This is a genomic window from Pigmentiphaga sp. CHJ604, assembly GCF_036972535.1.
Classification (GTDB): domain Bacteria; phylum Pseudomonadota; class Gammaproteobacteria; order Burkholderiales; family Burkholderiaceae_B; genus Pigmentiphaga; species Pigmentiphaga daeguensis.
Genome location: NZ_CP136998.1, coordinates 1090313 through 1110615, shown reverse-complemented (window position 1 = coordinate 1110615; position 20303 = coordinate 1090313). Strand labels below are relative to the sequence as shown.

Sequence of the window (20303 nt, the reverse complement as noted above, 5' to 3'; positions counted from 1 at the left end):
CCGTAAACGACGCCATGCTGCCCTTCGACTGGAATTTCCCCTATCCCTCGCAGAAGATGCCGCTGCTGGCGGCCAACGCCGTCAGCACCAGCCAGCCGCTGGCCTCGCAGGCCGGCCTGCGCATGCTGTACGAGGGCGGCAACGCCGTCGATGCCGCGCTGGCGGCCGCCATGGTACTGACCGTGGTCGAGCCGGTCATGAACGGCATAGGCGGGGACCTGTTCGCCATCCTCTGGCACGAGGGGCGCCTGCACGGCATCAACGCCAGCGGCCGCTCGCCCGCCGCCTGGACCCTGGATCACTTCCGCGGCCGCGCGTCCATGCCGGTCACCGGATGGGATGCCGTCACGGTGCCCGGCCAGGTCGCCGGCTGGCGCGCCCTGTCGGAACGCTTCGGCAAGCTGCCCTTCGAGCAATTGGTCCAGCCCGCCCTGCACTATGCCCGGGAAGGCTTCCAGGTCACCCCGCAGATCGCCCGCCTGTGGGCCCGCCAGGCCCCCAACCTGGCCAAGGAGCCCGGCTTCGCCGAGGCCTTCTTCCGCGACGGCAGCACGCCGCGGGCCGGCGACCGCTGGCGCTTCCCCGAACAGGCCGACACCCTGGCCGACATCGCCCGGACCGGCGGCGACAGCTTCTATCGCGGCGCGCTGGCGCAGAAGATCGTCGACTTCGCGCAGCGCACCGGCGGCACGATGACCCTGGCCGACCTGGCCGCCCATGAAGTGCAATGGGTCGAACCCTTGCGCCAGGACTTCCGCGGCTACACCCTGCACGAGATCCCCCCCAGCGGCCAGGGCATCGCCGCCCTGGCCGCGCTGGGCATGCTCGAGCACCTGGACCTCGAAGGCATGGGCCTGGACAGCCCCGCCATGTACCACGCCATGGTCGAGGCCATGAAACTGGCCTTCTCCGACCTGCACGAACACGTCGCCGACCCCGACGCCATGCGCCTGGGCCCCACCGACCTGCTGGACCCGGCCTACCTCGCGCAACGCGCCGCCCTGATCGACCCCGCCCGCGCCACCACTCCCACCGCCGGCACCCCCAAGCTGGGCGGCACCGTCTACCTGGCCGCCGCCGACGCCGACGGCACCATGGTCTCGTTCATCCAGTCCAACTTCCAGGGCTTCGGCTCGGGCGTCGTGGTGCCCGGCACCGGCATCTCGCTGCACAACCGCGGCATCGGCTTCAACCTGCGTCCCGGCCACGTCAACTGCGTCGCCCCCTCGAAGAAACCGATGCACACCATCATCCCCGGCTTCGTCACCCGCAACGGCCAGCCCGTCATGGCCTTCGGCGTCATGGGCGGTTCGATGCAGGCGCAGGGCCACATGCAGATGATGGTGCGCCTGGGCGCCTTCGGCCAGAACCCCCAGGCCATGAGCGACGCCCCGCGCTTCCGCGTGGAACCCGGCGAGGTCCGCCTGGAAGCCCACACCCCCGCCGCCGTGGTCGACGGCCTGCGCAAGCTGGGCCACACCGTCGAAGTCTCGGAACGCCACAGCCTGGACTTCGGCACCGCCCAGCTGATCTACCGCAGCGACGAAGGCTACATCGCCGCCTCCGACTCCCGCCGCGACGGCCAGGCCGTCGGCTATTAGCGCCCGGCCCAACGAGTCGGCGGCCCGGCCTACACCGGTGCGGGCTGGTCCGCCGACTCCTCCTCCACTTCCCGAGTCTCCAACCGGACCAACCGTCCCCCCACCCTCCGCAAGGGCTCCAGCAACCCCGCCATCAATCCCAGCTGCGTCAACACCAACCGGTGCCCATCATCGGCGTCGTCCTCGGGCAACTGCTCCAGCGCCCGCGCCAACGCCCCTTCCTCGCCCGCGCCGGCATCCAGCCCCCCCTTCCCCGCCAACCCCGCCGCAATCCCGTCCAGCGCCTCGATCACTGCCATCGTCATCCGCGCGATCTGCGCATCGCTCGCATGGTCCGACAGGCTTTCCCGATGCGCCCCCAGCCCCGACAGATAATTCAGCAAGGTGTGCGACAACGTCAGGAACCGCAGTCCCGCGTCCGCGTCCCGCCGGAAATGCCCCGGCTCGGCCAGCATGTTCGACATCGCCATCGACAGGGCCGCGTCCGCATTGTGCGCATTGCGCCGCGCCAGCCGATAGGCCAGGTCGTCGCGCTTGCCCGTCTCGTACTGGATCATGATCTCGCGCAGGTAACGGCTGTTCGCGGCCAGTGCATTGGCCGCCACCTGCGTCAGCCGGCGCCCCTGCCAGTCGGGCATCACCACCAGCACCGCCAGGCCCGCGATGCCCGCGCCGATCAGCGTATCCACCAGGCGCGGCACGAACAGATCGTAGCCGTTGCCGATCTGGTTGAAACACAGCAGCACCAGCACCGTGATCGCCGCCGTCCCGATCATGTAGCGCGTGGAACGCGTCGCGAAGAACGCCACGCCCGCCACCACCGCGAACAGCGCCTGCACCAGCAGGCTCGAGAACAGCTTGAACAGCACCCATCCCACCAGCAGCCCCAGCACCGTACCCAGCACCCGCTGCACCAGCCGGGTGCGCGTGGCGCCATAGCTCGGCGCGCAGACGAACAACGTCGTCAGCACGATCCAGTATCCCTGCTGCGGATGGACCAGATGCAGCATCCCGTAGCCCGCCGCCATCGCCAGTGTCAGCCGCACGGCGTAGCGGAACACCGGCGCCCCCGGCGTCAACTGCAGCCGCACGCGGTCGAAGGCCTCGCCCATCGACTGGGGCGAGCGGTCCAGCAGGCTGTTGTCCTGCTGCTGCTCGTCCAGCTTGTCGGGGTTGCTCGCGCTGCCCAGCCGCCGGTCCAGTTCCGCCAGGTTGGCCGACAGCGCGTTCACCGACCGCAGCAACCGCGCCCATTCCGGGCGCCCCTGCCGCCGCAGATGCTCCAGCGAGGCGTCCAGGTCGGCCCGGGCCTGCCGCGCCTCGTCCCCGGCATCGAAGGGCAGGCGCATCCGTATCGCCCGCGCCAGGCGGCGGCAGGCCTGCCCTTGCAGGCCCAGCAGCCGCTGGCAGCGGAACATGATGTCGCTGTGGAAGAATGCGTCGGCCAGTTCGTCATAGGGGTAGTGCGAGGAACTGGCGCGTTCGTGCACGTCCTGCGCAATGAAATACAGGCGCAGATAGCGCGCCGTCTTGCGGCCCGGCCGGCTCTGGCCCAGGCGGCTGAAGATGCTTTCCTTGGCCGCGTTCAGCGCCGCCACCACCTTGCCGTTGAGCTGCGCCAGCTCCAGCCGGCGGGCCTCCAGGTCGATGCCGCGCACGGGCTCGAACAGCGAGCCCTTCAGCACCAGGTAGTCGCCCAGCACGGCATACAGCCGCGCCAGCCGCTGCTGCACGGGCTGGTGCACGAACAGCGCCGCCCACATCACCGACAACAGGCCGTACCACGCCGCCCCCGCCATCAGCAGCGCCGGCTCGTGCCAGAAGCCGCCCTGGCCCCTGCCCTGCTCCACGCCGATGGTGGTGTAGATGGCCAGGATCAGGGTCGCGTATCCGATCGCGCGGTAGCGTTCGCCAATGGCCCCCAGCATGGTCAGGCAGAACGTGGACAACACCATTCCGGCCAGGAACAGCCATGGGTGGGGAAACAGGGCCTTGACGGCGACGGCCGCCACGGCGAAGCAGGCCAGCGTGACGACCTGGGCCAGCAGGCGGCCGCGCCAGTTGTCGTCGGTCTCGGCCAGCGCGCAGGCGATGACCCCCAGGAAAGCCGGAATGACCAGGTCCATCCGGTCGTGCCACCAGCACAGCGCCATGACGCTGGCCAGGGCGATGAACACGCGCAGGCTGTAGACGAAGGTGTCGTGCGCCCAGAGGCGGCGCAGGGTATCGGGAATGGAGGCGGGACGCATGGACGCAGCAAGGAACGAGCAGACGTAACTATCGCACGCAGGACTCGTGCCAGGGCCCCCGGGGCATACGACGGCCGCCCGGGTTGCGCGGACTTCACGCCACCTGGCCGGACCCGGCGGCATGCGATAATCGGGACCGGCGGGCGTCTTCGGCCCGCCCGTCGCATCTGTGCAGCCCAGGCCCATGAAACAATACCTCGACCTCGTCCAATCCGTCCTCGACAACGGCTCGTGGCAAGTGAACCGAACGGGCATCCGCACCCTCAGCCTGCCCGGCGCCTCGCTGCGGTTCGACCTGCGGCAGGGCTTTCCCGCCGTCACCACCAAGAAGCTGGCGTTCAAGTCCGCCATCGGCGAACTCGTGGGCTTCCTGCGCGCCTCGCGCAATGCCGCGGAGTTCCGCGCGCTGGGCTGCAAGGTCTGGGACCAGAACGCCAACGAGAACGCGCAATGGCTGGCCAATCCCTATCGCGAAGGCGAGGATGACCTGGGTCCGGTCTACGGCGTCCAGTGGCGCCAATGGCCGGCCTACAAGGTACTGGACGCATCGCGCACCGCCCAGTTGCAGGACGCGCTGGGCCGCGGCTATGCCCGCGTGGCCGAGTTCGACGAGGACGGCGCGCGCAAGGTGCTGCTCTACAAGGCCGTCGACCAGTTGCGCCAGTGCCTGGACACCATCCACAACAATCCCGGCGATCGCCGCATCCTCTTCCATGGCTGGAACTGGGCGCAGATCGAGGAAATGGCGCTGCCGCCCTGCCATCTGCTCTATCAGTTCCTGCCCAACGCCACCACGCGCGAGATCTCGCTGTGCCTGTACATCCGGTCCAACGACATCGGCCTGGGCACGCCGTTCAACCTGACCGAGGGCGCCGCGCTGCTGCACCTGGTGGGCCGGCTGACCGGCTACCAGCCGCGCTGGTTCAGCTATTTCATGGGCGATGCCCATATCTACGAAAACCACCTGCCCATGCTGCGGGAACAACTGACCCGCACGCCCTTCCCCGCGCCGCAGCTGGCCCTGTCGGACCGCATTCCCGACTATGCCGTCACCGGCAAGTACGAGCCGGAGTGGCTGGAACGCGTGGAGCCGGGCGATTTCTCGCTGGTCGGTTACCAGCACCACGCGCCGCTGACGGCGCCCATGGCCGTCTAGGGCCGGTTCACCCGGGCGCCAGGCCCAACGCCTCCAGTTGCCGCGCGACGTCCGGCAATTTCACGATGGCCGCGATCTCGCCCTGCAGCTTGTCGATGATCGCCTGCGGCGTCCCGGCCGGCGCCATCACGCCATACCACGAATTGATCTCGTAATCGGGAAAGCGCTCGGCGATGGTGGGCAGTTCCGGCTGCAGCGCCGGGCTGATGGTGATCGGCCCCATGTGCGAGCGCACCTTCGAGCAGCACGGCTTCCCGATGCCGGCCGATTTCGTCGAGGCGCTGTCAGTACAGTTCGTGCTGGCGAACCTCCAGCAGACCGATGCCATCGCCACCATGACGCGCGACATCGCCCACCACTACCGTCGCCAGGGCCTGGTGTCGGTGCTGCCTTTCAATTTCCCGAAATTGATGCGCCCCTTGGGCATTACATGGAACCGCGACCGGACCATGTCCCCCAGCACCACGCTGCTGATCGAATGCCTGGAGGAGGCCGCCGCGTCCGGCGCGCCGGCCTAGGGGGCCTGTTCCCCTGGGACCCGCGGCCGGACCGGCGTACCCGCGTCAGCCCACGTGCTGGCGCAGGAATTCCAGCGAGCGCGACAGCGCCAGGTCGGCGCTGGGCTTGTCGTACGAACCGCGCATGTCGCAGTTGAAACCGTGGCCGGCCGCATAGGTGTGGACGATCACCTCGGGCTGCGCGGCGCGGACCTTCTCGACGTCGGTCATCGGAATGGCGTGGTCCTTCTCGCCGAAATGCGCCATGGTCGGGATGCGGGGCTTCTTGTCGGCCATGCCGGCGATGCCGCCGCCGTAGTACGGAATGGCGGCCGACAGGCCATCCAGGCGTCCCGCGGCGGCCCACGCCACCGTGCCACCCCAGCAATAGCCGACGATGCCGACCTTGCCCGCCTCGCTGGCGATGGCCAGGGCGGCGGCGACGTCCTTCAGGGCGTTGTCGATGGAGACCTTCTGCATCAGTTCGCGCCCCTTGGCGATGTCGTCGGGCTCATAGCCCAGTTCGACGCCCGGCTGGACGCGGTCGAAGAACGCGGGGGCGATGGCCAGGTAGCCTTCCTGGGCATAGCGATCGCACACGCTGCGGATGTGGACGTTGACGCCGAAGATCTCCTGGCACACGATCAGGCCGCCGCGCGGCTTGCCCGCGGGGTCGGCACGATAGGCGGAAATGGTGACACCGTCGGAGGCGGTCAATTCGATCTGCGTTCCCATGATTCCCTTGTCGATTGGTGATGAATGATTGTCGTTGCGGTCCGGCCGCGGCGCGAACCGGGCCCACAGCCTTGCGTTGTATCAGAAATCCCGCGGGCTGGCAGCCTCCCGTCTCAACGGGCGAGCCACCGGAGGCCCGGGAGGTTCGTGCTAGATTGCGGTCTGGATACGCCAGACTTTTCCCCGCCATGCCCGCCCAGCTCATCCTTGTCGTCGCCTACGCCCGCAACCGCGTCATCGGACGCGACAACGCCCTGCCCTGGCGCCTGCGCGGCGACCTGGCGCATTTCAAGCGCACCACGCTCGGCCATCCCATCGTCATGGGACGCAAGACCTGGGAATCGCTGGGCCGGCCGCTGCCGGGCCGCCGGAACATCGTCATCACCCGCGATCCGGCCTATGCGGCCGAGGGCGCGACGGTGGTGCACACGCTGGAGGATGCCCTGGCCGTGGCCGGGGACGCCGCCCGGGTGTTCGTGATCGGCGGCGCGCAGATCTATGCCGCGACGCTGGATCGGGCGGACACCATCATCGCGACGGAAGTGCACGCGGACGTGCCGGGCGACGCCTGGTTTCCCTTGCTGCCCGCCGGCCAATGGCGCGAATCCTCGCGCGAGGCCCAGCCGCCCGAGGACGGGCTGGGCTACGACTTCGTCACCTACGACCGGATACGGGCTTAGGCTAGGCCAGCGTGCGCCCGGCCAGGCCGTGCAGCCAGGCCATGAACGGCAGGGTCAGCAGGACGCGCTCCCCACGCGTTTCCTGGCCCGCCGCCAGGGCCAGCGGGCAGAAATCCGGCGACAGCATCACCGAATGCAGGGGCGAACCGGGCTGCTGCCGGCGGCACAGGGTGGTCTCGGACTCCAGCCAACCCATGCCCAGCGTCGCGCTGCGCTTGACCAGCAGCGTGGCCTGCCGGTCCGGCACGTCCAGCACCAGCAGCGTGACGCGGCTGCCGGCGATGGCGCCGGCGGCGAGCGCCGCCAGCACCACCAGCACCGATGCGATCACGATCGGTTTGCGCATCGCCGCCTCCCTCAGCGCGCCACGGGACGCAGGGTCCACGAATCGGCCTTCACGGCATCGATCGCGCCGCGGCTATAGACCATCGGGAAGTAGTCGCCCTTGGCCCAGGCCTCCAGCAGGTTGTCGTAGTACGGGCTTGCCGGATCGGCGGACTGCCCCGGCACGTTGATCGCGAGCGACTTGTCCCAATCGGCCACGTCGATGATCTGCCGGTAGGATGCGCCGCTGGTCACGCGGAAATCCGACGTCCGGTAGGAAGCGCGGTGGACGGTATCGCCGGTCCCCCCGACGGGGAAGCGCTGCGTGGCCAGGTCGCCGGCCGTGCCGGCATCGAGGAACGCGGCCAGTTCGTGGTCGAACTTGATGTGGTGCAACGACCCCCACTTCCACGTCGAGACGTCCCCGCCCAGCCGCGTCTTCAGGTCGCCCATGGCCGACTTCAGCGTGTCCAGCAGCAGCGCGTTGCGCCCCGCCACGGGATCGGGCCCGAACACCGCATCCGGCGACGCGAGCCGGGCGAACACCACGGGCTTGGACAGCGTACCGAACACCGAACGCCCCGCAGGCGGCACGATGAGACTGGTCACCTGCGCGGACACCTTGGGCAGCCAGGCCTCGAAGATGGTGGCGGCCACGGAGTCGACGCTGGCCACGTAGTCCCAGGCACGCAGGCGCTGCAAGGCCTCGGCCACGTCCGCATCGCCGGAGTTCAGGCCCGCCAGCATGGGAACCAGCGTGCGCGCGGGTATCGACAATTCGTCGATCTGCAGCTTGGCCGAGTCCCGCACGGTGTGCCGCGTGGAGGTCTTGAGCACCTCGACGATGCGGTCGTAGCGATAGGGTTCGGCCCAGCCCATGGTGTTGGTCAGGTCGCGGTAGGCGTAGTCGTCGGGCACGTTGTACTGGTTGGCCGTGGCGAAGAAACCCTCGCGGGGGTTCAGGATGCGCGGCAGCAGCGAGCCGGACAGGTAGCCCGCCCATTCGTAGCGCCCGTCGCCCGGCACCGGCAGCAGCCCCGACCAATCCGGGTTGGGCCGTATCGGCACCAGCGAACCGCCGAACCAGCCGATGTTGCCGTCCACGTCGGCATAGACCATGTTCTCGCCGGGCGTGAAATGGCGCGCCATGCCTTCGCTGAACTCGGTCCAGTTGCTGGCCTGGTTCAGCCGCAGGCTGGCCAGGTAGGCCGCGGTGCCCGGGAACTCCAGGTAGGCGGCGCGCACGGCGTAGGCCTTGTTGGCGGCGGCGTCCTCGTACACCACCGGGCCGTGGCGCGTGAATTTCAGTGTCACGCTCTGCTCGGCCTGGCCGCGCACGGGCACTTTTTCCTCCACCTTCCTCATGGTTTCCCATGCCCCCTTGTAGCGGTACTGGTCGGGGTTGGCCGGATTGGTCTCGTAGACGTACAGGTCTTCCTCGTCGCCGTAGGCGAAGATGGTCAGGCCGAACGCGATGCGTTCGTTGTGCCCCATCGACACGCCGGGCAGCGCGGGTTCGCCGGCCCCGATCACGTTCCAGCCTGGCGCGTGCAGGTGCACCATGTAGCGCAGCGAAGGCATGCTGATCGCGCGGTGCGGGTCTCCGGCCAGGATAGGCTTGCCGGATGCCGTGCGATCGCCGGACACGGTCCAGTTGTTGCTTTCGTGCTGGAGGGCCAGCAGTTCCTCGGGCTCGCGCTTGGCGGTGCCGCCGCTGGCCGACAGGGCCGAGGCCAGGCGCTCGCGATCGGCCGGCGCCAGCGGGCTGCGCGGGAAATCCCCCGCCTCGAACGCCATGCCGTTGCGCGCCAGCTGATACTCGGCCAGGATGGCCGTGGTCAGGGTCCCGACGTCCAGTCCGGCCGGCACTTGCAGGGTCTTGACCGGCTGCTGGTCGGTCAGCTCCTGGGTGGTCGCCAGGCCGACGGCCGCGATGCGGCGCGCCATGGAGATCTCGGTGCTGACGTTGCGCGTGATGCCGTAGATGCGGATCAGCGACGACGTGGGCGACCAGCGGCCGGGTTCGGTGCCGGTCAGGCGGAACTCGATGGGCAGCTTGGCGGGATCGGCCTTGACCTCGTCGATGTAGGCGTTGATACCGTCGGAGAACGCGGTCAGGATTTCCTTGCCCTGCGGGTGGTAGCTGGCGAACTCCGCCTCGGCATCGCCGCGGAACAGGAACTTGCGTGCCGCGCGATCGGCCGGCACGAAGCGGGCACCGAACTGCTCGGCCATCTTGCCTTCGCCGCGCCGCCTCCACTGGTCCAGTTGCCAGAGGCGGTCGCGCGCGGCGTTGTAGCCCTGGGCGAAGAACAGGTCGCGCTGATTCTGGGCAAAGATGTGGGACACGCCATGACGGTCCCGTACGATCTCCACTTGCTCCTTGACGCCCGGCACCTGGGTGCCCGGACCCGGCGGGGGATTCGAGCCTCCGCCGTCACCATCGCCGCCTCCGCCACAGGCGGCCAGCAACAAGGCGGCCGCCGCCAACGACGACCATCGGATTCGTCCGTACCTGTCCATGTCTGTCTCCGTTTTTTCTTTGCGACACTTCAGTCATTGCGTCCACCGCACCGATGCGGCGGGCCGCCTTACGCCATGCGCTTTTTCTTTCTCTCCCCTTGCAGATGAACCGCCCCATGGGCGGGACGGCAGGCGGACCGCGCAATATCCATGCCATCGAGCACGGGCCGCGTGCATGCGAAAACCGGCCCCCATGGGGGCCGGCATTGCCATATCTCAGAAAAACAACGAAAAATTTGTCCGGACAACCGCACTCGGCGGTCCCGCCCGGATCAGCCGCCCCGCTGTCCCGGCTGCCACAGATAGTCGCAACGCGCCACCTCGCTCATCCAGACCAGCCCGTCGCCGACGTGCCCGGTCGTGGCCGCCTGCTTCAGGGCCTGGTACAGGACATCGGCGTGGTCGTCCGCCGCCACCATCTCGATGCGCACCTTGGGCGAGAAATCCAGCAGCTCTTCCTTGAGGTTCTGCGGCTGGTGCCGCCCCGGCGCGCTGCACCCTTCCACGTGACTGACGGTCATGCCCGGAAAACCCGGCGTGCGCATCAGCGCCTCGCGTACGTCGTCCAGGCGCACCGGCCGTATGATCGCCTTGATTTCCTTCATTCGATTTCTCCTTGCGTTCGCCTATGCCTCGGGCGATTCCTCGTCGAACCAGCGGTACAGCGTGGGCAGCACCAGCAGCGTGAGCAGCGTGCAGGTGATCAATCCACCGATCACGACCACCGCCAGCGGCCGCTGCACTTCCGAGCCCGGTCCCGTGGCGAACAGGAAAGGGACGAGGCCCAGCATGGCCACGGTCGCCGTCATCATGACCGGCCGGAACCGCATGGTCGCCCCTTCCACCACCGCCTCGGCCAGCGGCATGCCCTCCATCCGCAGCTTGCGTATGTAGGACACCATCACCACCCCGTTCAGCACGGCGATGCCCCACAGCGCGATGAAGCCCACCGACGCCGGCACGGACAGATACTCGCCCGTCACGAACAGGGCAATGATGCCGCCGATGGAGGCGAACGGCAGCACGGTGATGATCAGCGTCGCGTAGCGCACCGAGTTGAACAGCAGGAACAGCAGGAAGAAGATGGCGGCCACGGTGGCGGGCACGATGATGGACAGGTGGCCCAGCGCTCGTTCCATGTTCTGGAACTGCCCGCCCCATTCCAGGTAGTAGCCCGTGGGCAGTTGCACCTTGCCCTGCACCGTCTGCTGCAACTCCGCCACGAATCCGCCCAGGTCGCGGTCCTGCACGTTGATGGCAACCACCACGCGCCGCTTGCCGCCCTCGCGGCTGATCTGCGCCGGCCCGTCGCGTACCTCGATGGCGGCCAGGCTCTCCAGCGGCACGCGCACACCATGCGGCGTGGTAAGCAGGATCTGGCGGATGGCCTGCACGCTGCCGCGGAACTCCTCGGGCAGGCGCACGGCCGCCGAGAACCTGCGCTCGCCCTCGTAGATCTCGGTGGCCGTCTTGCCGGCGATGGCCACCTCGATCACGTCGTGCACGTCCGACACGTTCAGGCCGTAGCGGGCAATGGCCTGGCGATCGATGTTGATGGACAGGTACTGCTGGCCGCTGACCCGGTCCACCCGCACGTCGCGCGCACCCGGCACCGTCTCGGCCACCCGCGCGATCTCCTGGGCCTTTTGCAGCAGCCGGTCCAGGTCCTCGCCGAACACCTTGACCGCCACGTCCGAGCGCACGCCGGTGACCATTTCGTCGACCCGGTCGGAAATGGGCTGCGCCATGATGATCTGCGCGCTGGGAATCACCTCCAAGCGCTTGCGGATCTCCTCGGCGATGGTGTCCTGGGTCCAGCCCTCCGGCCACTCGTCCTGCGGCTTGAGGCTGACGATGGGCGTGGACTCGTTCTGCGCCTGCGGGTCGGCGGGACTCTCGCCGCGGCCCACCCCGGAGATCGCCGATTTCACGCCGGGCACGCCCATGACGATCTTCATGGCCTGGCGCTCCAGTTCGATCGATTCCTCGAGCGAGATGTTGGGCACGCGGTTGATGCCCGGCACGATCGATCCCTCCTTCATCTCCGGGATGAAGGAGGTGCCCAGGAAAGGCAGCACGGCCACCGATGCGCCGAAGGCAAGCACGGCCATCACGACCGTCTTCTTCGTGTTGCGCAGCACCCAGTCCAGCATGCGCAGGTAGCGCCGTTTCATGAAGGCGATCATGCGCGTGTCGTGCTCGGCCCCGCCCTTGAGCAGATAGGAGGACAGCACCGGCGACAGGGTCAGCGACAGCACCAGCGAGATCGCCAGCGCGATGGCGATGGTGTAGGCCAGCGGCGCGAACATCTTGCCTTCCATGCCCTGCAGCGTCATCAGCGGCAGGAACACCAGGATGATGATGCCGATGCCGAACACCACCGGCGTCGCCACCTCGGCCACCGCCTTGAGGATGATGCGGACCTTGCTCTCGCCGCTTTCCTTGGCATGGCCCAGGTGGGCGAAGGCGTTCTCGACCACGACCACGGAGCCGTCCACCATCAGTCCGATCGCGACCGCCAGCCCTCCCAGCGACATCAGGTTGGCCGATATGCCCAGCCGGTTCATCGCGAAGAAGGTGAGCAGCGGCGTCAGCACCAGGGTCGCCACGACGATCAGCGAGGACCTCACGTCGCCCAGGAACAGGAACAGGATCACGACGACCAGCACGACGCCCTCCAGCAGCACCTTGGCCACCGTCCACAAGGCCGCGTCGACCAGTTCGCTGCGATCGTAGTAGGGCACGATCTGCAGGCCGTCGGGCAGCATGCCCTGGCCGTTGATCTCGGCCACACGCTGCTTGATGCGCGCCACCACTTCCTTGGCGTTGCCGCCGCGCATCATCATGACGATGCCGCCCACGGACTCGGTCACGCCGTTCTTGACCACGGCGCCGTAGCGGACCTCGTGCCCCATCCCGACCTCGGCCACGTCCCGCACGTACACGGGCGTGCCGTTGGATTCGGCCAGCACGATGTTGGCGATGTCCTGCAGGTTCTCGATCAGGCCCACGCCCCGTATCAGGTACTGCTCGGCGTAGTGAGGCAGGATGCCCCCGCCCGAGTTGGCGTTGTTGCGCGCCAGCCCTTCGTACACCTGGTGCAGCGTGATGCCGTAGTGGCTCATGCGGTCCGGGTTGACCCGGACCTGGTACTGCTTCACGTAGCCACCCTGCGAATTGATCTCGGCCACCTGCGGAATCGAACGCAGCAGCGGACGCACCACCCAGTCCTGGACGATGCGCCGTTCCGTCAGCTCCTTCTGCGTCAGTTCCCGATCGCCGTCGTCGGGCCTATCCAGCGTGTACTGGTAGACCTCGCCCAGGCCCGTGGACACGGGCCCCAGCACGGGCGTCACGCCGGTGGGCATGCGCGAGCCGATCTCGATCAGCCGCTCCATCACCAGCTGGCGCGCGAAATAGACATCGGTCGCGTCGGTGAACACCAGGGTGATCAGCGACAGCCCCGGCTTGTTCAGCGAGCGCATTTCCTCCAGCCCGGGCAGGCCGGTCATCGCGATCTCGATGGGCACGGTCACGAAGCGTTCGACTTCCTCCGGCGAGCGGCCGGTGGCGTCGGTGGCGATCTGGACCTGGACGTTGGTGACGTCCGGGAAGGCATCCACCGACAGCTTGCGCATGGCGTCCAGGCCGACCACGAGGGCCACCACCGCCAGCACGGCGATGATCAGCCGCTGCTGCAGGGCAGCGCGGACGATTTTCTCGAGCATGATCGTTACTCCGGATCGACGCCAGCGCGCTGGTTGTTGAGGTGGAAGGCTCCTTCGACGACGATGCGCTCACCGGCCTTCAGGCCCGAGGCCACCACGCGCTTGCCGTTGGACGAGGCGCCCATCTGCACGTGGGTCGCGCGAAAGCGGCCCGGCTCGATCTCGACGTAGACCAGGTCCTCGTTCTCGAAACGCACCACGGCCGACGCGGGAATCACCAATTGCTCGGTGGGCCGGCTGGCGATCAGCATGGTCGCCAGCATCGCCGGCTTGAGCCGGCCGTCGGCGTTGTCGATGGAGGTCCTGACCGGCACGGTGCGCGTGGCGGGATCGACCACCTGGCCGACGAAGATCAGCTCGCCGGAGATCTTGCGGTTGCCCAGCGCCGGCACCTCGATGTCGACCGTCTGGCCCGCCGCCACCAGGTCGGCCTGCTGTTCGGGCACCTCGGCCACCGCCCACACGCGCGACAGGTCGGCCACCGTGAACAACGAATCGGCGGGCTGGACCACCTGCCCCGGCGACACCTTGAACTCGACCACGGACCCGCGCAAGGTGGACACCACCGGCGAGAAGGAACTGATCTCGCCCGACTGCCCCATGCGCGCGATCGCCGACGGCGACATGCCCAGGACGCTCAACTGGTCGGAGGCGGCGCGCAGCTCGGCCGCAGCCACCGCGTATTCGTTCTCGCGCCGTTGCAGTTCGGCCTTGCCGATCACGTCGGCGGCGAACAGCAGCCGCGCGCGCTCGCGGGCGTTCTGCTGCAGCTCGGACTGGGCCTTGGCCTTCAGGTAGGCCAGCTGGGCGCTGCCCAGTTCGGTGCTGTGCAGGCGCGCCAGCACGTCGCCGGGCTTGACCGCCGCGCCCAGCGTGGTGTTGATGTCGGTGACCCGCCCCGTCACCGGAGCGCCGATCCGGGCCATGCGCTGGCGGTCGAAATCGATGCGGCCCGCCACGCGCAGCACGTCGCTGAACGGCTCGGTCGAAACCGGGGCGATCTTGATGCGGGCCAGCATGGCCTCGCTCGCGACCACGATGCTGGGGTCGAGGACTTCGGCCGGCTCGGCCTCGTTCGCGGGCTTGTCGCCGCAGGCTGCCAGGACGAGGCAGACAGCGGCCAGGAGGCTCCACCGCGCGGCGGCGGGCAGGGTCCGGCGTGCGCCGTGGGAGGTCGTGCGGAAAGGGCGCGGAATCATGAGGGGTCACCTGCGGAAGAGTTGGCCAGCAGCCGCTCGATTTCCACGGCGGCCATTTGCAGATCGAATTGGGCGGCGATGAGGTCGTTGCGCGCGGTGCGCAGCACGCGCTGCGCATCGATGTAGTCGATGATCCCGCGCTCGCCGTAGCGGTAGGCGGCCTCGGCCACGTTCAGCGCGGCCTCGGCCTGGCGCACGATGCCCGACTCCAGCGCCTCGACCTGCGAAGCGGCGATCTGGTACTGCTGGTAGGCGGAATCCAGTTGCTGGGTCAGCTCGAATTCGCGGGCCTCGAGCAGGCTGCGCGCGCGCATGGCGGTGGCGGCGGCCTCGTCGATCGGCCCCTGCCGGCGGTCCCACAGGGGCACGCTGACCACCACGCCGAACTGCGTGTCGCGCGTGTCGGGATCGCGGCTGGACGTCGCCTTGAGCGCCACCGAAGGCATGCGCAGCGAACGCTCGTAGTCCACGGCGGTGCGGGCCCGCTGCAATTCGGCCCGGAACTGGGTGAGCTCGGGATTGCCCGCCAGCATCACCTCGCGCAGCCGCTCCAGGTTCTCGAGGGACGGCTTCCCGCTCAACTGGCCTTCCACCGCGAAACCCGCCGGCAGGATGCCGCCGACCTGCTGGCGCAGGAATGACTTGGCCTGGTTCACGCGCAGCAGGGCGCTCTGGCTGTTCTTCTGCGCGTTCAGCAGTTCGGCCGCGACGCGGATCGCCTCGTACTTGGGCGCATCGCCCACGTCCACCCGGACCTGGGCACGGTTGTACAACTGCTGGGTCAGCGCCAGGTCCTCCTGCGCCGCGGCGAACTCGGCCTCGCGCCGGAGCGTTTCGTAGAACCCGCGCTTGACCTGGGCCACCAGCCCCGCCACGAAGAACTCCTGCCCCGCGGTCACGGCCCGCAGCGTGCCCGTGGCCAATTCGTACCGCAGCCGGCGCTGGTTGGGCAGATCGATGCGCTGCGTGAGGGACAGCGTCTGGCCGATGCCGGTGGCGGCACCCGGCTGGCGCGCCGATACGCGGCCAGTGGTGAATTCCACCTCGGGGTTGGGATAGGCGCGCGCGGTGGTCAGGCCGGCCTGGGCGGCATCGACGCCGGCCGCGGCGGCCTCGATACCCTTGTTGCCCTGGAGGGCAAGGGACAATAGCTGGTCGAGCGTGTAGGGCTGCGCCGCAGCCGCGTGGGTACACATGCCCGCCAGCCACACTGACAGAACGAGTGTGATGGGCTTCATGATGATCGTAGGAACGGACACGCGCGGCGGCACAAGGCCGCCGGCAAGGCGCGTGCGGCGGCTACCTGCCGCCGCAGACGAGGGTGACGCGGATCAGGCCGTCAGTGACGGCGGGCGGTAGGCCCGGAACACCGGAGCCGGCGCGGGCGGATGCTGCGACGCGATGAACAGCGAGTCGCCCAGGACGGGCTCGGCGATCGCGACGCACAGGGGAAGATCGAACTCGTGGGGATCGAGCGGCGCCCCCGCGTAAGAATTGTCGTTGGCCGGCGGCCGGCAGACCAGGTCGTCCACCGCCACGTCGCCCCAGTCGGGCTCGGAGATCTGCTCGACGATGTCGAATTCCTCGTCCAGCTCGAATTCCCAGCGCGGCATGTCGATCCGGACGGCGGCGCCGGCCTGGGGCGCCTCGCGCATTTCGTGGCCGGCCGCCACGGGCAGGTGGGACGCGACACGGGCGTGCTGGTAGCTGGCCACCACGTGGGCCTTGAGCTGGCACGCGGCGGACTCCGCCCACACCCATTGCAGGGGCAGGCACAGCAATACGAGGAACACGTACCAATGTCGCATGTGCAGCATTTTAAGCGCTGCGAGAGTTTTTGCAATTCACTCTCATTTCGCCCCGAATGCGCGGCGGCGCGGCCCCCGCGGGGCTCACCGCCCGTCCGGGGTGGTCATGTTGCGGCGGACGCGTTGCAGCAATCCTATCAACTGCCCTTGTTCGGCCTCGGTCAGGCCACGCAGCGCGAAATCGGCCAGCTCGTCGCCCACGTTCAGCGCCTCGGCCAGCATGGCCTCGGCCTTGGCCGTGGCCTCGACACGGAACGCCCGCCTGTCGCCGGGCACCGGCATGCGCGTGACCCAGCCGCCCTCCTGCATCCGGTCCAGCATGCGGGCGACGGTCATGGGCGTGACGTCCAGCGTCTCGGCCAGTTGCGCCTGCGTCATCGGGCCCAGGAAGGACAGGTACAGCGCCAGGCGGCACTGCGCGCGGCTGAGCTCGAGCCGCCCGCGCGCGCGGCGGTCGAATTCGGTGCTCATCAGCCGGCCGATGTCGGACACCAGGAAACCGAAGCGCTTGTCGTAGGGAGTCGCCATGGGAGGACCGGAAGAAGAACGCGCGATATTGTCGCCCATCGCCGTGCGTTCGGGAATATGTAAGCAAGCATATGATATACGTGCATATCATTCCAGACCAGCCGGACATCCGCCGTGCAAACCTCCGCCGCGCCGCTCAACCGGCGCATGATCACGCTGTCCATCATGCTGGCCACGCTGATGCAGACGCTGGACAGCACCATCGCCAACGTCGCACTGCCCCACATGCAAGGCACGCTTTCCGCCTCGCAGGACGAGATCAGCTGGGTATTGACCTCCTACATCGTGGCCGCCGCCATCGCCACGCCGCTGACCGGCTGGCTGGCCGCGCGGCTGGGCGTCAAGCGCCTGCTGGCGGTCGCGGTCAGCGGCTTTACCGTGGCCTCGCTGCTGTGCGGCATGTCCGAAAGCCTGGCCCAGATCGTCGGCGCCCGGCTGCTGCAAGGCCTGTTCGGCGCCGCGCTGGTGCCGCTGTCCCAGTCCATCCTGCTGGACATCAATCCGCGCGACAAGCAGCCGCAGGCCATGGCGATCTGGGGCGTGGGCGTGATGGTGGGGCCGATACTGGGTCCCACGCTGGGCGGCTGGCTGACGGACAGCTACAACTGGCGATGGGTGTTCCTGATCAACCTGCCGATCGGCGCCTTCGCGCTGTTCGGCGTGCTGACCTACCTGCCCCGCTCCAAGCCCTCGGCGCGGCAGGCCCTGGACTTCTTCGGGTTCATCACCCTGTCGCTGGCCATCGGGGCGCTGCAGGCCATGCTGGACCGCGGCCAGCAGCTGGACTGGTTCGGCTCGCTGGAGATACGCATCGAGGCCGCCATCGCGCTGGTCAGCTTCGTCTTCTTCGCGCTGCATACGGCCACGGCCGGCAAGGGGTCCTTCTTTCGTTACGAACTGCTCAAGGACGGCAACTTCGTCACCGGCACCTGTTACATCTTCGTGATCGGCGCGGTGATGTACGCGACGCGGGCGCTGCTTCCGCCCATGCTGGAGGCATTGATGGGCTACCCGGTGGCGACCACGGGCCTGGTCACCGCGCCCAGCGGGGTGGGCACCATGGTGGCCATGCTGATTGCGGGACGGCTGGTCGGGCGCATGGACGTGCGCATGATGCTGCTGGCCGGATTCCTGGTGTCGGCGGTCGCCCTCTACCAGATGATGGGCTACACGCTGGTCCTTTCGCAAAGCGACATCGTCTGGCCGGGCGTCATCCAGGGCGTGGGGCTGGGCTTCGTTTTCGTCCCGCTGAGCGCGGTCACCTTCGCCACGCTGGCTCCCGAGCTCCGGGCCGACGGCACGGCCATCTTCAGCCTGGTGCGCAACATCGGCAGCAGCATAGGCATCTCGGTGATCCAGGCCCAGGTCACGCGCAACACGCAGGTCGTGCATGCCTCGCTGGTCGAGCACATGAATCCGGCCAACGCCGCGCTCGTGCAGAACTATGACCTGAGTTCGCCCTCGACGCTGGAGTCGCTGAACCGGATGGTCACGCAGCAGGCGTCGATGATCGCCTACGTCGACGCGTTCAAGCTGATGTTCATCGCCACCCTGTGCGTGGTGCCGCTGCTTGCCATCGTGCGGTCACGCCGGCGCGCGGCGGGCGAGGACGCGCCGCACGTGGCCATGGACTGACCGCCGCCGGGCATGGCCGCTCAGCGGCGGCGGCCGGATACCTGCCGTGGCGTCAGCCGGCGTCGACCGAGGCCTGGTAGCCCGCCGCGTCCAGCAGGCCGGCGGTATCGGCCATGTTGTCCGGCCGGAGCTTGAAGATCCAGGCGGCATAGGGTTCCTGGTTCAGTTGCTCGGGGCTGGCCGAGAGCGCTTCGTTGAAGGCCACGATCTCGCCCGCCACCGGGGCATAGATGTCGGAAGCCGCCTTCACCGACTCGACCACGCCCGCCGTCTCGCCGGCCTGGAGCCGGGCCCCCACCTTGACGTCGCCGACGTAGACCAGGTCGCCCAGCTGGTCCTGCGCATGGTCCGTGATGCCCACCACCAGCAGGTCGCCGTCGGCGCGGATCCATTCGTGGGTCTTGGCGTACTTGAGTTCGGAAGGAAGATTCATGGAGGCGGATCCAGGTAGTGAGTCGAAGAGATGGGGGAATTGTAGTGAACCTTGGGGCGGGCGACGCGGGTCAGGGCTCGCCGCTGTCGAGCACCTTGCCGCGCCGCACGAAGGGCAGCCGGCAGACCACCGCCGGGACGCGCCGGCCGCGGATCTCCACCTCGGCCGCGTCGCCGGGCGATACGCTGTCCGGCAAGCGGGCGAAACCGATGGACGTGCCCAGCGTGGGCGACATGGTGCCGCTGGTGACCATGCCGGCGCCCTCGGCCGTGTGGACCGCCATCTGGGCGCGCATCACACCCCGGTCCAGCAGCCTGAGCCCCAGCAACTGCCACTTCAGGCCGTAGGCCAGCGCCGCGCGCCCGACGAAGTCGCGCTGCGGGTCATGGTCGGACACGGTCCAGGCCAGTCCGGCCTCGGCCGGCTGGGTCAGTTCGTCCATGTCCTGCCCGTACAGGTTCAGGCCGGCCTCGACCCGCAGCGTGTCGCGCGCCCCCAGGCCGCAGGGCGCGACGCCCGCCGCCAGCAGGTCGCGCCACAGGGCGGGCGCCTCGGCGCCGGGCAGCACCACTTCCACGCCATCCTCGCCGGTGTAGCCGGTGCGCGCGACCAGCACGCCCTCGGCCCCCTCGGCCGTGAACGGCGCCAGGCCGCGCGCCAGGCGGCCCAGCGCCGGCCTCGCCTGCGCCAGCCGTTCCCGGGCCTCGGGCCCCTGGACCGCGATCATCGCCAGTTCGCGGCGCGGTTCGATCGTCACGTCGTAGCCGCCGGCCTGGGCGACCCGCGCCATCCACACCAGGTCCTTGTCGGCCGAGGCGGCGTTGACCACGAGCCGGTAGTGCTCCGGCGTCAGCAGGTAGACGATCAGGTCGTCCACCACCCCGGCCTGCGGATTGAGCATGCAGGAATACAGCGCCCTGCCCGGTTCCGCCAGGCGATCCACGTCGTTGGCCAGCAGATGGCGCAGGTAGGCGCGCGCCTGGCTTCCCGCCACGTCCACGTTGAGCATGTGCGAGACGTCGAACATGCCCGCGCCGCGCCGGACGGCATGGTGCTCGTCGATCTGCGAGCCGTACGAGACGGGCATGGACCAGCCGCCGAAGTCGATCATCTTGCCGGACAAGGCCAGGTGCTCGGCGAAGAGCGGAGTCTGTTTCAGGGGGAGAGACGCGGTCATGCGGATTCCTGCGCAACGGGATGGACGGAC

At 68.6% G+C, this 20303-nt stretch carries 18 protein-coding genes; 5 read left to right on the top strand and 13 right to left on the bottom strand.

The features are described 5' to 3' along the window. Positions 1-14: 14 nt before the first annotated feature. Positions 15-1601 (top strand): gamma-glutamyltransferase, encoded by a 1587-nt coding sequence (gene ggt / locus R4823_RS05415; protein ID WP_279817812.1) that lies wholly within the window; start codon positions 15-17, stop codon positions 1599-1601. A 29-nt stretch (positions 1602-1630) separates the two neighbouring features. Here ggt and yccS read toward each other — a convergent pair whose 3' ends face one another. Further along, positions 1631-3850 carry a YccS family putative transporter gene (gene yccS, locus R4823_RS05410; RefSeq protein WP_087837195.1) on the bottom strand — a complete coding sequence of 740 codons (2220 nt, stop codon included), beginning with the start codon at positions 3848-3850 and terminating at the stop codon, positions 1631-1633. A 184-nt stretch (positions 3851-4034) separates the two neighbouring features. On the opposite strand from yccS, the gene R4823_RS05405 reads away from it, so the two are divergent. Further along, entirely contained in the window at positions 4035-5006 is a 972-nt protein-coding gene (locus R4823_RS05405; protein WP_087837196.1) for a thymidylate synthase, read from the top strand. Positions 5007-5013: 7 nt separating this feature from the next. On the opposite strand, the gene R4823_RS05400 is transcribed toward R4823_RS05405, so the two are convergent. Further along, positions 5014-5229, bottom strand: coding sequence for a tripartite tricarboxylate transporter substrate-binding protein (locus tag R4823_RS05400; protein ID WP_165963002.1), 216 nt, complete (start codon positions 5227-5229; stop codon positions 5014-5016). On the opposite strand from R4823_RS05400, the gene R4823_RS05395 reads away from it, so the two are divergent. Then, complete coding sequence (locus tag R4823_RS05395) at positions 5228-5524, top strand: LysR substrate-binding domain-containing protein (RefSeq protein ID WP_165963003.1); 297 nt, start codon at positions 5228-5230, stop codon at positions 5522-5524. The genes R4823_RS05400 and R4823_RS05395 overlap by 2 nt on opposite strands. Before the next feature lie 45 nt (positions 5525-5569). Here the strand turns inward: R4823_RS05395 and R4823_RS05390 are convergent, their stop codons facing one another. Next, positions 5570-6238: a dienelactone hydrolase family protein gene (locus R4823_RS05390; RefSeq protein WP_132978936.1), complete on the bottom strand. Its 669-nt coding sequence runs from the start codon at positions 6236-6238 to the stop codon at positions 5570-5572. A gap of 188 nt (positions 6239-6426) precedes the next feature. On the opposite strand from R4823_RS05390, the gene R4823_RS05385 reads away from it, so the two are divergent. Further along, positions 6427-6918, top strand: coding sequence for a dihydrofolate reductase (locus tag R4823_RS05385; protein ID WP_087837199.1), 492 nt, complete (start codon positions 6427-6429; stop codon positions 6916-6918). A 1-nt stretch (position 6919) separates the two neighbouring features. Here R4823_RS05385 and R4823_RS05380 read toward each other — a convergent pair whose 3' ends face one another. The 8 genes from R4823_RS05380 to R4823_RS05345 form a co-directional block, all read right to left on the bottom strand. Then, positions 6920-7264 (bottom strand): hypothetical protein, encoded by a 345-nt coding sequence (locus tag R4823_RS05380; RefSeq protein WP_087837200.1) that lies wholly within the window; start codon positions 7262-7264, stop codon positions 6920-6922. Between the two features lie 11 nt (positions 7265-7275). Further along, positions 7276-9765, bottom strand: coding sequence for a penicillin acylase family protein (locus R4823_RS05375; RefSeq protein WP_338617795.1), 2490 nt, complete (start codon positions 9763-9765; stop codon positions 7276-7278). 272 nt (positions 9766-10037) lie between these two features. Then, complete coding sequence (locus tag R4823_RS05370; protein ID WP_087837202.1) at positions 10038-10370, bottom strand: P-II family nitrogen regulator; 333 nt, start codon at positions 10368-10370, stop codon at positions 10038-10040. Positions 10371-10391: 21 nt separating this feature from the next. Beyond that, entirely contained in the window at positions 10392-13493 is a 3102-nt protein-coding gene (locus tag R4823_RS05365; protein WP_132978939.1) for a CusA/CzcA family heavy metal efflux RND transporter, read from the bottom strand. Between the two features lie 5 nt (positions 13494-13498). Then, complete coding sequence (locus tag R4823_RS05360) at positions 13499-14692, bottom strand: efflux RND transporter periplasmic adaptor subunit (protein WP_087837204.1); 1194 nt, start codon at positions 14690-14692, stop codon at positions 13499-13501. Beyond that, a complete protein-coding gene (locus tag R4823_RS05355) occupies positions 14689-15930 on the bottom strand; it encodes a TolC family protein (protein WP_087837205.1) in 1242 nt (413 codons plus the stop codon). The genes R4823_RS05360 and R4823_RS05355 overlap by 4 nt, the downstream gene beginning before the upstream one ends. A 93-nt stretch (positions 15931-16023) precedes the next feature. Beyond that, positions 16024-16509 (bottom strand): hypothetical protein, encoded by a 486-nt coding sequence (locus R4823_RS05350; protein WP_087837206.1) that lies wholly within the window; start codon positions 16507-16509, stop codon positions 16024-16026. A 75-nt stretch (positions 16510-16584) separates the two neighbouring features. Beyond that, entirely contained in the window at positions 16585-17028 is a 444-nt protein-coding gene (locus R4823_RS05345; RefSeq protein ID WP_087837290.1) for a MarR family transcriptional regulator, read from the bottom strand. 147 nt (positions 17029-17175) lie between these two features. On the opposite strand from R4823_RS05345, the gene R4823_RS05340 reads away from it, so the two are divergent. Further along, on the top strand, positions 17176-18663 hold the full coding sequence (locus R4823_RS05340; RefSeq protein WP_338619118.1) for a DHA2 family efflux MFS transporter permease subunit: 1488 nt from the start codon (positions 17176-17178) through the stop codon (positions 18661-18663). 52 nt (positions 18664-18715) lie between these two features. Here the strand turns inward: R4823_RS05340 and gcvH are convergent, their stop codons facing one another. Both gcvH and gcvT read right to left on the bottom strand, forming a co-directional pair. Further along, complete coding sequence (gene gcvH, locus R4823_RS05335; protein ID WP_087837207.1) at positions 18716-19096, bottom strand: glycine cleavage system protein GcvH; 381 nt, start codon at positions 19094-19096, stop codon at positions 18716-18718. A gap of 70 nt (positions 19097-19166) precedes the next feature. Further along, positions 19167-20273, bottom strand: coding sequence for a glycine cleavage system aminomethyltransferase GcvT (gene gcvT, locus R4823_RS05330; protein WP_132978941.1), 1107 nt, complete (start codon positions 20271-20273; stop codon positions 19167-19169). Positions 20274-20303 lie beyond the last annotated feature (30 nt).

What these genes read in the sequence shown, in the direction of transcription:
- ggt (WP_279817812.1), top strand. Translation starts at nt 15, where the DNA reads ATGCTGCCCTTCGACTGGAATTTCCCCTATCCCTCGCAGAAGATGCCG.
- yccS (WP_087837195.1), bottom strand. Translation starts at nt 3,850, where the DNA reads ATGCGTCCCGCCTCCATTCCCGATACCCTGCGCCGCCTCTGGGCGCAC.
- R4823_RS05405 (WP_087837196.1), top strand. Translation starts at nt 4,035, where the DNA reads ATGAAACAATACCTCGACCTCGTCCAATCCGTCCTCGACAACGGCTCG.
- R4823_RS05395 (WP_165963003.1), top strand. Translation starts at nt 5,228, where the DNA reads ATGTGCGAGCGCACCTTCGAGCAGCACGGCTTCCCGATGCCGGCCGAT.
- R4823_RS05400 (WP_165963002.1), bottom strand. Translation starts at nt 5,229, where the DNA reads ATGGGGCCGATCACCATCAGCCCGGCGCTGCAGCCGGAACTGCCCACC.
- R4823_RS05390 (WP_132978936.1), bottom strand. Translation starts at nt 6,238, where the DNA reads ATGGGAACGCAGATCGAATTGACCGCCTCCGACGGTGTCACCATTTCC.
- R4823_RS05385 (WP_087837199.1), top strand. Translation starts at nt 6,427, where the DNA reads ATGCCCGCCCAGCTCATCCTTGTCGTCGCCTACGCCCGCAACCGCGTC.
- R4823_RS05380 (WP_087837200.1), bottom strand. Translation starts at nt 7,264, where the DNA reads ATGCGCAAACCGATCGTGATCGCATCGGTGCTGGTGGTGCTGGCGGCG.
- R4823_RS05375 (WP_338617795.1), bottom strand. Translation starts at nt 9,765, where the DNA reads ATGGACAGGTACGGACGAATCCGATGGTCGTCGTTGGCGGCGGCCGCC.
- R4823_RS05370 (WP_087837202.1), bottom strand. Translation starts at nt 10,370, where the DNA reads ATGAAGGAAATCAAGGCGATCATACGGCCGGTGCGCCTGGACGACGTA.
- R4823_RS05365 (WP_132978939.1), bottom strand. Translation starts at nt 13,493, where the DNA reads ATGCTCGAGAAAATCGTCCGCGCTGCCCTGCAGCAGCGGCTGATCATC.
- R4823_RS05360 (WP_087837204.1), bottom strand. Translation starts at nt 14,692, where the DNA reads ATGATTCCGCGCCCTTTCCGCACGACCTCCCACGGCGCACGCCGGACC.
- R4823_RS05355 (WP_087837205.1), bottom strand. Translation starts at nt 15,930, where the DNA reads ATGAAGCCCATCACACTCGTTCTGTCAGTGTGGCTGGCGGGCATGTGT.
- R4823_RS05350 (WP_087837206.1), bottom strand. Translation starts at nt 16,509, where the DNA reads ATGCTGCACATGCGACATTGGTACGTGTTCCTCGTATTGCTGTGCCTG.
- R4823_RS05345 (WP_087837290.1), bottom strand. Translation starts at nt 17,028, where the DNA reads ATGGCGACTCCCTACGACAAGCGCTTCGGTTTCCTGGTGTCCGACATC.
- R4823_RS05340 (WP_338619118.1), top strand. Translation starts at nt 17,176, where the DNA reads ATGATCACGCTGTCCATCATGCTGGCCACGCTGATGCAGACGCTGGAC.
- gcvH (WP_087837207.1), bottom strand. Translation starts at nt 19,096, where the DNA reads ATGAATCTTCCTTCCGAACTCAAGTACGCCAAGACCCACGAATGGATC.
- gcvT (WP_132978941.1), bottom strand. Translation starts at nt 20,273, where the DNA reads ATGACCGCGTCTCTCCCCCTGAAACAGACTCCGCTCTTCGCCGAGCAC.